General features: G+C 73.7%; 14 protein-coding genes and 1 pseudogene. 6 read left to right on the top strand and 9 right to left on the bottom strand.

Going from position 1 to position 9,329, the window contains the following annotated elements:
- Window positions 1-299, top strand: a 299-nt coding sequence (locus JM949_RS30200) for an Rrf2 family transcriptional regulator (RefSeq protein ID WP_203151528.1), incomplete at its 5' end; no start/stop codon positions are given.
- A gap of 6 nt (window positions 300-305) precedes the next feature.
- Here the strand turns inward: JM949_RS30200 and JM949_RS30195 are convergent.
- From JM949_RS30195 to JM949_RS30180, 4 genes are read right to left on the bottom strand one after another with little or no spacing between them, the layout of a single operon-like run.
- Window positions 306-731 carry a nitroreductase family protein gene (locus JM949_RS30195; protein ID WP_203151527.1) on the bottom strand — a complete coding sequence of 142 codons (426 nt, stop codon included), beginning with the start codon at window positions 729-731 and terminating at the stop codon, window positions 306-308.
- A complete protein-coding gene (locus tag JM949_RS30190; RefSeq protein WP_203151526.1) occupies window positions 728-1,285 on the bottom strand; it encodes a flavin reductase family protein in 558 nt (185 codons plus the stop codon). Before JM949_RS30190 ends, JM949_RS30195 begins: the two co-directional genes overlap by 4 nt.
- Entirely contained in the window at window positions 1,282-1,515 is a 234-nt protein-coding gene (locus JM949_RS40035; protein WP_407664853.1) for an ATP-binding cassette domain-containing protein, read from the bottom strand. Before JM949_RS40035 ends, JM949_RS30190 begins: the two co-directional genes overlap by 4 nt.
- Before the next feature lie 20 nt (window positions 1,516-1,535).
- Window positions 1,536-1,724: a hypothetical protein gene (locus JM949_RS30180; protein ID WP_203151525.1), complete on the bottom strand. Its 189-nt coding sequence runs from the start codon at window positions 1,722-1,724 to the stop codon at window positions 1,536-1,538.
- Window positions 1,725-1,971: 247 nt separating this feature from the next.
- Between JM949_RS30180 and JM949_RS30175 the strand changes: the two genes are divergently transcribed.
- Window positions 1,972-2,151, top strand: a complete 180-nt coding sequence (locus tag JM949_RS30175) for a DUF4236 domain-containing protein (RefSeq protein ID WP_088990736.1) — start codon at window positions 1,972-1,974, stop codon at window positions 2,149-2,151.
- Between the two features lie 75 nt (window positions 2,152-2,226).
- Here JM949_RS30175 and JM949_RS30170 read toward each other — a convergent pair whose 3' ends face one another.
- The 3 genes and pseudogenes from JM949_RS30170 to JM949_RS38700 all read right to left on the bottom strand — a co-directional run.
- Window positions 2,227-3,111 (bottom strand): hypothetical protein, encoded by an 885-nt coding sequence (locus JM949_RS30170; protein WP_203151524.1) that lies wholly within the window; start codon window positions 3,109-3,111, stop codon window positions 2,227-2,229.
- A gap of 24 nt (window positions 3,112-3,135) precedes the next feature.
- Entirely contained in the window at window positions 3,136-3,471 is a 336-nt protein-coding gene (locus JM949_RS38705; RefSeq protein WP_309232395.1) for a VOC family protein, read from the bottom strand.
- Between the two features lie 73 nt (window positions 3,472-3,544).
- Window positions 3,545-3,655 (bottom strand): annotated as a pseudogene (locus JM949_RS38700) (VOC family protein); the annotation flags it as partial.
- Window positions 3,656-3,704: 49 nt separating this feature from the next.
- Between JM949_RS38700 and JM949_RS30160 the strand changes: the two are divergent.
- From JM949_RS30160 to JM949_RS40030, 3 genes are all read left to right on the top strand, one after another.
- A complete protein-coding gene (locus JM949_RS30160; RefSeq protein ID WP_203151530.1) occupies window positions 3,705-4,166 on the top strand; it encodes a MarR family winged helix-turn-helix transcriptional regulator in 462 nt (153 codons plus the stop codon).
- Window positions 4,167-4,268: 102 nt separating this feature from the next.
- On the top strand, window positions 4,269-5,393 hold the full coding sequence (locus JM949_RS30155) for a tetratricopeptide repeat protein (protein ID WP_407664852.1): 1,125 nt from the start codon (window positions 4,269-4,271) through the stop codon (window positions 5,391-5,393).
- A gap of 142 nt (window positions 5,394-5,535) precedes the next feature.
- A complete protein-coding gene (locus JM949_RS40030) occupies window positions 5,536-5,787 on the top strand; it encodes a hypothetical protein (protein ID WP_407664851.1) in 252 nt (83 codons plus the stop codon).
- 46 nt (window positions 5,788-5,833) lie between these two features.
- On the opposite strand, the gene JM949_RS30150 is transcribed toward JM949_RS40030, so the two are convergent.
- The gene (locus tag JM949_RS30150; RefSeq protein WP_203151529.1) at window positions 5,834-7,192 is read right to left on the bottom strand and encodes an ATP-binding protein; all 1,359 of its coding nucleotides are present in this window, start codon (window positions 7,190-7,192) and stop codon (window positions 5,834-5,836) included.
- Window positions 7,193-7,269: 77 nt separating this feature from the next.
- Window positions 7,270-7,926 carry a response regulator transcription factor gene (locus tag JM949_RS30145; protein ID WP_203151523.1) on the bottom strand — a complete coding sequence of 219 codons (657 nt, stop codon included), beginning with the start codon at window positions 7,924-7,926 and terminating at the stop codon, window positions 7,270-7,272.
- A 94-nt stretch (window positions 7,927-8,020) separates the two neighbouring features.
- Here JM949_RS30145 and JM949_RS30140 point away from each other — a divergent pair, with 94 nt between their 5' ends.
- Window positions 8,021-9,139, top strand: coding sequence for a LolA family protein (locus tag JM949_RS30140; protein WP_203151522.1), 1,119 nt, complete (start codon window positions 8,021-8,023; stop codon window positions 9,137-9,139).
- Window positions 9,140-9,329 lie beyond the last annotated feature (190 nt).

Here is a 9,329-nt window from a genome sequence, read left to right as displayed (position 1 = left end):
ATCGTCCGCGCCCAGCGCGCGCCGAGGGCGGCTACACCCTCGCGCGCCCGCCGCGCGAGGTGACCGTCGGCGCGGTGCTGCGCGCCGTGGAGGGCCCGCTGGCCGGGGTACGCGGGCTGCGCCCCGAGGAGACCCGGTACGAGGGCTCGGCCGAGAATTTGCCGGGTCTCTGGGTGGCGGTCCGCGCCGCCGTGCGGCGGGTGGTCGACGAGGTGAGCCTCGCCGAGATCGTCAGCGGTCGCCTGCCCGCGCACGTCCGCAGGCTGACCGCGCTGCCCGACGCGTGGGAACCCCGCTGACCCGCCTCACAGCGTCCGCACCACCTCCTCGACGGTGAGCCGGGGCAGCCGCTCCGGCCAGGCGTCCGGGCCGGGATGACCCAGGTTGAGCAGCAGCAGCGCCTCGTGCCGGCCGTCGGGGAAGAACTCCCGGGTCACCTCGGCGGCGGCGAGCACCGTCACCAGCGGCGCGCTGGCGGTCTTCGCCCGGTTGCTCGACGAGACGTACGGCAGCAGCCGGGCCCGGGCCGCCGCCGAGCGGAGCAGCAGCACCCGCAGCGGCTGACCGTTGTACGCGGTCGGTCCGTACCGGATCAGGTCGTGGATCGCCGCGACCTGGGCGTCGGTGACCGGCTCGGCGGTGAACGTGTTGGCGGTGCGGGCCGCCCGGAACAGCAGGTCCTGGGCGGCCCGGTCCAACGCGAGCAGGTCGGGCGTGCTCGGCGCCGTCACGCCGGCACCGTGGTGTAGCCACCTCGGTGGTGCACCAGCGGCGGACCGTCGGCGTGGTCGCCGAGCGCCAGCGGTTCGGCGATCACCAGCGCGTGGTCGCCGGCCGGAACCCGGTGCACCACCCGGCAGAGCAGCCGGACCAGCACCCCGGTGAGCAGCGGCACCCCGAACGGTCCGGGGGTCCAGTCCGGGTACGCGGCGAACCTGTCGATGCCGCTGGTGGCGAAGACCGTGGCGGCCTCCCGCTGCCCGGCGCTCAGCAGGTGCACCGCCACGTGCTCGGCGCGGGAGAGCACCGGCCAGCTCGACGACGCCACCCCGAGGCAGAACGAGACGAGTGGCGGGTCCAGCGACACCGAGGTGAACGAGGTCGCGGTGAACCCGGCCCGGATCGGCGCACCGATCCCGCCCAGGCAGGCCGGGTCGGTGGCCTGGGCCACCGCGGTGACCACCGTGACGCTGGTGGCCTGCCGGCGCAGCAGCGCCCGGAACAGGTCCGGGCTCACCGGTCGCAGCTCGGTGACGTCCGCCGAGGGACGCTCCACGGTGGTCACGCCGGACCAGGGCCGGCGCGGCGTACCCGCTGACCGGGCGGGGCAGACCGTAGTGCTCGCGCAGCGTCCGGCCGGTGTACTCGGTGCGGAACAGCGTCCAGGGCGGCGAACGGCTCGTCCATCAGCAGCACGTCCGGGTCGTACGCGAGGCTGCGGGCGATGGCCACCCGTTGTTTCATCCCGCCGGACAGCTCCTGCGGGTAGCGGTCGGCGAAGCCGCGCAGGCCCACCAGGTCGAGGTGGTGCTCGATCAGGGCGGCCCGGTCGCCCGGGGCACCCCCTTGGCCTCCAGGCCGAACGCGACGTTGCCGGCGGTGGTGCGCCAGGGCAGCAGCGCGTACTGCTGGAAGACGATGCCCCGGTCCAGGCCGGGGCCGGTGACCGGCCGACCGTCGACGAGCACGCGAGCGGTGAGGAAAAGCTCATCCCGCTGCGACATGACCTCATGTTGCCGGGGACCGGAATGACCGGTCAACGGTCTTCCAGAGGATGAGACTTCCATTGCTGGCGATGTTACGGAAGCCCTCGAACAGGGCTTACCGTGCCGCAACACCTATCTGATAAATAGGGATTGTGGTGAGCTGACGGCACTGTCCAGGACGGACAGCGAGGGGGTTTCAGGAGTCGCCGGTTCGGGAATGTTCGATCTCGACACGGCAGGGAACGGTGACGAGGGGAGACCTCCGATGGGCCTCATGTTTCGTAAGCGCAAGAAGTACGGACCGATCATCCTGAACTTCACCGAGAACGGTTTCTCCTCGTGGAGCATCAAGATCGGGCGCTGGTCCTGGAACTCCAAGGCGCGGGCGCACCGGGTCGACCTGCCGGGTCCGCTGTCGTGGAAGCAGGACAAGGCCCGGTCGTAGCATCCCGGGAGTCGAGCGGGGTGCCGGTGATTCACCGGCACCCCGCTCGGCGTCTGCGGGTCGCCGCCAGCACCCTCAGCGAGCCACCGTGATGATCTCGTCGCCGGCCAGCCGGCCGGACTCGCGGTCACGGCGCACGTCGCCCGCGTCGAGCAGGTCGGCGAGTGCCTGGTTGGCGTCGGCGGCCCGGTAGACGGTCGCGGTGAGGGTGTGCCGGCGCAGCTCGGTGACCGGGCACGGCCCACCCCGGCGTAGCTCGGCCAGCAGTTCCCGGGCCAACGGTTCGAGGTCGGGCACGCCAGCCACGTCGACCGGCCGGCTGGTCGCGTCGACCGGGTCGCGGTAGCGGACGTCGAGGTCCGCACCGACCGCCCAGAGCGCGTCGCGGACCGCCTCCAGGCTGCGGTCGGAACGGCTGCCGAAGGCGACCACGCCGATCGCCTCGCCGTCCGGCAGCACCGGCGCCACCTCGGCGACCAGGGGGAAGCCGGCGGCGACCAGCGCGTCGCGGGCACTGCCACCCGTGTGCAGCAGCAGTTCTCCGGCGCGACCGTTGGTCGTGGCGGCGAGCAGTTCGGGGCTCACCGCAGCGGGCAGACCCACGAAGGAGAACAGCGGCGCGCCGGCCGCCCCGGCGGCCTTCGTCGCCACCGGGAGCCGCCCCGGGTCACCAGGCAGCAGGTGCACGGTGACCTCGGCGGGCAGCACCGCCTCGACCGGGCCGAGTCGGGTCGGCAGGTCGGATGCGCCGTCGGACAGCACCACCATCGCCACCCGTCGACCCCGCAGCTGCTCGGCGTGGTCGCCGACCAGCCGCAACGCCGCCTCGACGGCCGCCGCGTCGACGCCGGCGAGGGCGACGGTGGCCCGCCGCGAGCGACGCAGCGCGGCGGGCAGCCAGGTTGTCAACTGGCGGACCAGCACCTCGCGGAGGAAATCGGTGGTCCGGTTGGTCGGCATCGGTCCGTTCTACCGTACGACCGGTCAGGCCGGGACGGAGATCCCCACGCCGCCCCGGGTCTGCCCGCCGTAGCGCCGCCGCTCGGCGTCCAGGTCGAGCCGACCGATTCGCTTGCGGGCGGCGAGCGCGGTGTCGTCGAGCAGGTCGGCCGGGACCAGCCAGACCACCTCGAACTCCAGACCGTCCGGGTCCTTGCCGTAGAGGCTCTTGGTGGTGCCGTGGTCGGAGGAGCCGCCCAGCGCCCCGGCGGCGGCGAGCCGCTCGGCGGTGGCGGCCAGCTCGTCGAGGGTGTCCACCTCCCAGGCGAGGTGGTAGAGGCCGACGTGGCGCGGCCGGCGGTCGACGCCCGGCGGCGGCACCGATCTCGAACAGACCGAGGTCGTGGTCGTTGGTGGAGTCGGGCGCCTGGAGGAAGGTGGCGCCTCGGAAACCGTCCGGGGTCATCGCCACCGGGCGGAAGCCCAGCACGTCGCGGTAGAACGCGACGCTGCGGGCGAGATCGCTGACGTACAGGACCGCGTGGTTGAGCCGGTGGATACCCATGGTCCCAGCGTAGCGCCGTTTAGTTGAGCGTTCAACAATTGACGGTATGATGGTCGTCATGACTCGCTGGTTGAACCCCGACGAGCAGCGCACCTGGCGCGCGTACCTCACCGCCTCCCGGGCCCTGATGGACACGCTCGACCGTGAGCTGCAACGCGACGCGGGCATGCCGCACGCCTACTACGAGATCCTGGTCCGGCTCTCCGAGGCCCCCGGGCGACAGCTGCGGATGAGCGATCTGGCCGAGGCGGCCGGTTCGTCGCGCAGCCGGCTCTCGCACGCCGTGGCCCGGCTGGAGAGCGCCGGCTGGGTCCGTCGCGAGGACTGCCCCACCGACCGGCGCGGACAGATCGCGGTCCTCACCGACGACGGCTTCGCCACCCTCGCGGCCGCCGCGCCCGGCCACGTCGAGGGGGTACGCCGACACCTGTTCGACGCGTTGAGCCCCGCCCAGGTCGACCAGCTGCGCCGGATCAGCGAGACATTGGCCGAGCGCCTGACCGGATCCTGACCAATCGACACCGGCGCGGGTCTTGTACTTACCGTCGTCGAATGAGCACGATGGGGCGTGTCTTCCGGCTTCGGTGAACTGACTGATCAGGCGCACCACCTCGTGTCAGCCGGTGATCTGGCCGGCGCGCAGCAACTGCTGTCCGACGCGCTCACCGACGCCGACCCGCGCCCCGCCAACGCCACCCCCGAGCTGGCCGAGGCGGCCAGCCTCCAGGCGCGGGTGTTGATCGCCCTCGGCGAGCCGCACTCCGCCCGGGGCTGGGCCGCCTTCGCGTACGCGGCCACCACCCGACTGCACGGCCGCGCCGACCCGCGCACGGTGGCCGCCGCGGCGACCCTGGCCGCGGTGCTGCACCGGGTCGGCAGCCACTCCCGGGCCGCCCGGCTCTACCAGGAAGTCATCATCGAGCTGACCGCGCAGGACGGCCCGGAGTCGCCGCGGGTGCTCGCCGCCCACGCCGACCTGGCCACCGTGGAATACGCGCGCGGCCAGTGCACAGTGGCCCGCGACCGACTCCAGGACGCCTGGGAGCTGCACCGCGAGGTGTACGGCGACGGGCACGCCAGTGGCATCAAGATGCTGGCGCGGCTCGGCGCGATGCAGCGTGACTGCGGGCAGTTCGCCGAGGCACACGACAACCTGGCGCTCGCCCGCGAGCTGTGCCGGCAACACCTGGCCGCCGACGACCCGCTGGCCGCGCAGGTGGCGGCCCTGGCCCGGGCGGCGGCCAATCCCGACCACGTCTGCGCCGACAACCCGCCGACGGCTCGCGACACGCCTGTCGTGCCGGCCGCCCGCACACCACCACACGACGACGCGCCGGCCGAATACGGCTACCACCCGTCGCGCCCCCGCCCCACCACGCCGGCGCGACGGCGGCCGGCGGGGCGGTCCCGAACCCCCGGACACCCGCCGACGAACCGGTCGGGTCGACCGGCGCCGGCTGGCCGCCCGCACCAGCGGACGAGCCCGCGCACTCCACCGTCGAACCCCCGGTGCCCCCGTCGGTGGTCGGGCTGGCCGGTGGCATCGAGGAACAGTCCGGGGTGTACCGGCTACGCCGACCCGGCGCACCCGCCGACCCGTACCCGCCGCCCGAGCCGTACACGCCCTCGCGGCTGCTGCCGGTGCCCGTGCACCGGGCACCACCGGAGCAGCGCAACCGGCTGGTGCCGGTGCTGGTGGCCGGCGTGGTCGTGGTACTGCTCGGCGCGGCAGCCGTGATCGCCGGCGTGGCCCGGGTCGCGGCGACGACGAGCCCGCCGCACCACCGGCAAGCGTCTTCCCCACCGCCGGCGCACCCGTCACCACCGCCCCCACCGCGAACGGGGCGGCACCCCCGTCGGCTGGCACCCCGCCCAGCGGGGTGACGCTGCGCGACAACCGGGACAGCATCGCGCTGAACTGGACCTACCCGACCGGCGGCGAGGGCCCGGTGATCATCGCCGGCGGTCGCACCGGCCAGGCCCACAACATCTTCGCGACCCTGCCGGCCGGCACCACCAGCTTCGTCATCTACGCGCTCAACCGCACCAACGACTTCTGCTTCACCGTCGCCGTCGCCTGGTCCACCGACACCGTGGCCCGCTCCAAGCAGGTCTGCACCCGCCGCCGCTGACCCGCCCGCGAAGGGTCGCGATCAGGCGGTTGGGGCAGCGCCGCCGTCACCGGGCGTCGACCTTCGGCGCCCCGTCCTCATCGGCCGGTGACGCCGGCAACAGCAGGCGCACCCGCAACCCCTGCTGCCCCTGCGCCCCGGTCAGCGTGATGCTGCCGCCGGCGCGTCGCACCAACTCCCGGACGATGGCCAACCCCAGGCCGGCGCCGCCGTCGTCGCGGGCCCGCCCGTCATCCAGCCGGGTGAACCGGTCGAAGACCCGCTCCCGGTCCGCCGCCGGGATCCCCGGGCCGTCGTCGGTCACGGTCACCAGGTGGGTGTCGGGTCCGACCGCCTCGGCCGCGAGCAGCACATCGCCGTACGCGTGCCGGGCCGCGTTGTCGACCAGGTTGGCCAGCACCCGACGCAGCTCGTCGACATTGCCGATCGTCCAGAGCGGGCCCGCCGGCTGCGCCACCCGCACCGGCGGCGACGGGTAGCGGTCGGCGACCTCGGTCAGCAGCGCGCCCAGCTCCACCGGCCCGGTCCCCCGGGCCGGTGGAGCCTCGTCCAGCCGGGCCAGCAGCAGAAGATCGTCGACCAGCCGGCTCAGCCGGTCGGTGTCGGCGAGCAGGTTGGCGGTCACCACCGTCCAGTCCGTGCGGTCGGCCAGACGCTGGGCCACCTCCAGCTCGGTCCGGATGTTGGTCAGCGGGCTGCGCAACTCGTGTGCGGCGTCGGAGACGAACGCCCGCTGCCGCACCCGGGCCGACTCCAGCCGGTCCAGCATGCCGTTGAGGGTGACCGCCAGGCGGTGGATCTCGTCGGCCGACGCGGGCACCGGGAGTCGGCCGGCGCCGGCCCGCCCGGTGATCTCCTCGGCGCCCCGACGCAGCGCCTCGACCGGCCGCAGGGTCGCGCCCACCACCCGCCACGCCACCCCGGCCAGCACCGCCACCAGCAGCGGAAACGCGACCAGCAGGATGGTCCGCACCACGTGCGTGCTGTGCCGCACGTCGGCCATCGAGCGGGCGACCAGCACGGTCAGCGGGTCGGCTGCGGTGCCGGCCGGTACGGCGACCACCCGGACCGGGCCGACCAGCCCGACCCGCTCCGCCGGCACCTCCAACCGCTGCCGGCCGTGGTGGCTCAGCCGCTCCGGGCGCACCATCGGCACCAGCCGGTCGGCGTCGATCGAGGCGGCCCGGATCCGGCCCTGCGCGTCGACGACCTGCACCCGCACCTGCCCCCCGGCCACCGGCAGCGGGTCGGGCAACGCGTCCTCGGCGGCGAGTAGGGCAACGGCGTCGGCGGTCCGGAACGCCTCCGTGTCGACGGTTCGTTGGAGCACGAAGCCGAGCGTGCCGAGCAGCACCAACCCGCCCAGGGCCAGCCCGACGGTGAGGCCGAACACGCCGATCGCCAGCAGCCGCCCGCGCAACCCGAGCACCGGCCGCCAGCCGGGCCAGGACCGGCGGACGGGTGCCCGGCCGGCGGTGCCGGTCACGTCGCCAACCGGTAGCCGGCACCCCGGATCGTCTCCAGCCGGTCCCGGCCGAGCTTGCGCCGCAGGTAGCCGATGTACACCTCGACGGCGTTCGGCGCGGTCTCCAGGCTCGCGTCCCAGACGTGGTCCAGCAACTCGACCTTGGAGATCACCTGGCCGGGTCGGCGCATCAGGTAGTCCAGCAGCGCGAACTCCCGCGCCGTCAACGCCACCTCCGCGTCGGCGCGGGTCACCCGTCGGCGGGCCGGGTCCAACCGCAGGTCCCCGACCGCCAACACGGTCGGGCGTTCCGGTGCGCCGCGACGCAGCAGCGCCCGCAGCCGGGCCAGCAGCACCACGTACGAGAAGGGTTTGGTCAGGTAGTCGTCGGCGCCGCAGTCGAGGCCGTCGGCCTGGTCGTACTCGCCGTCCTTGGCGGAGAGCATCAGCACCGGCAACCAGTGCTGCTCCGCGCGCAACCGCCGGACCAGCTCGTAGCCGGACAGCCCCGGCAGCATCACGTCGAGGATCATCGCGTCGTACCCGCCGTGCCGGGCCGCCTCCAGGCCGGCCGGGCCGGTCCCGGCCACGTCCACCGCGAACCCCTCCGCCTGCAGGCCACGTTGCAGGGCGGTCGCCAACCGGACCTCGTCCTCCACCACCAGCACACGCACAGCTCAAGGGTGCCACCCGGGTCAATCCGTCCTGCCGCGTCCTCAGCGCGCTCACAGCCGGATGGGGGCAGGATGGGCGCAGGAGGTGCCACCCATGTCCGTCCTGAGAAGCCGTCCCGTCCTTCGGTGGCTGGTCCCGGCCACCGCCGCCGTCGCCGTCATCGGCGGTGGCGCGGCCATCGGCACGTTCGCCGCCGAGGCCGAGCCGAGTCTGCCGCCCCGTACCGCCGCGCAACTGCTTGTCGATCTCCAGACCTCCCGGCTGGAGGGGTTGTCCGGAACCGTCGTGCAGCGCGCCGACCTCGGCCTGCCAGCACTTGTCGGGCTGGTTCCCGGCAACGAGCTGACCACCCTGCTGAGCGGCACGCACACCCTGCGGGTCTGGTATTCCGGGCCGGACAAGCAGCGGGTCGCGCTGCTGGACACGCTCGGCGAGCAGGACCTGATCCGCAACGGCCGCGACCTGTGGACCTGGGGAAGCCGCACCAACACCGCCCGCCACCACACCCTGGGTGACGGCACCGGGGCCGCGAGGCCCGCCGCGGCGGCGGTGCCGAACCTGCCGGCGACCCCGCAGCAGGCCGCCGACCTGGCGTTGGGCGCGATCGACCCGAGCACCGAGGTCAGCGTCGGTCGTTCGGCCACCGTCGCCGGCCAGGACGCGTACGAGCTGGTGCTCCAGCCGCGCGACCGGGACTCGCTGGTCCACCAGCTGCGGATCGCCATCGACGCCAAGCAGCACGTGCCGCTGCGCTTCGAGGTGCTCGCGAAGGGCAGCGACAAGCCGGCCTTCGAGGTGGCCTTCACCCAGGTCGACTACCGCCGCCCCGACGCCGACCAGTTCCGATTCAATCCGCCGCCCGGTGTCACTGTCACCGAGGAGAAGGCCGAGCGGCCGGCGCCAGGTAGCCCCGGACACGACGGATCGGCGGGTGACCCGCAGGTCCGTACGGTGGGCGAGGGTTGGACCACGGTCCTGATCGCCCGGGTCGACAAGGCCGTCGGCGGTAAGCCAGCCACCGCGAAGCCGGCCGGCGCCGCTCCCGACGTGGACGTGTCGAAGCTGCTCGGCGGGCTGCCCGCGGTAAGCGGCGACTGGGGCAGCGGTCGGCTGTTGACCGGCAAGCTGTTCAGTGTGCTGCTCACCGACGACGGCCGGGTGTTGGCCGGCGCCGTCACCCCGGAACGGCTCTACCAGGTCGCCCGCGGCTGATCCGCACGGTATCCGCGCCGGGTCGGACGGCGACGGCCACCGTCGGTCACCACCGTCGGGGCGGATGCGCTAGTGAGCGGTATACCTCACCGGTATAAATATGGGTCTTGTGACGTGTCTGTGGGTGGGTCGGCGCGTCGTTGATGGCGCACGCCGTTGTCCTGCCTAGGTTCTGGCTTGTCGAAGGTCA

It is taken from the genome of Micromonospora tarensis (genome assembly GCF_016803395.1).
GTDB lineage: Bacteria > Actinomycetota > Actinomycetes > Mycobacteriales > Micromonosporaceae > Micromonospora > Micromonospora tarensis.
This window is presented reverse-complemented; position numbering and strand designations above follow the sequence as displayed.

Bases quoted from the DNA above. Each gene is read 5' to 3' on its own strand.
- JM949_RS30180 (WP_203151525.1), bottom strand. From the start codon at position 1,724: ATGTCGCAGCGGGATGAGCTTTTCCTCACCGCTCGCGTGCTCGTCGAC.
- JM949_RS30175 (WP_088990736.1), top strand. From the start codon at position 1,972: ATGGGCCTCATGTTTCGTAAGCGCAAGAAGTACGGACCGATCATCCTG.
- JM949_RS30170 (WP_203151524.1), bottom strand. From the start codon at position 3,111: ATGCCGACCAACCGGACCACCGATTTCCTCCGCGAGGTGCTGGTCCGC.
- JM949_RS30160 (WP_203151530.1), top strand. From the start codon at position 3,705: ATGGTCGTCATGACTCGCTGGTTGAACCCCGACGAGCAGCGCACCTGG.
- JM949_RS30140 (WP_203151522.1), top strand. From the start codon at position 8,021: ATGTCCGTCCTGAGAAGCCGTCCCGTCCTTCGGTGGCTGGTCCCGGCC.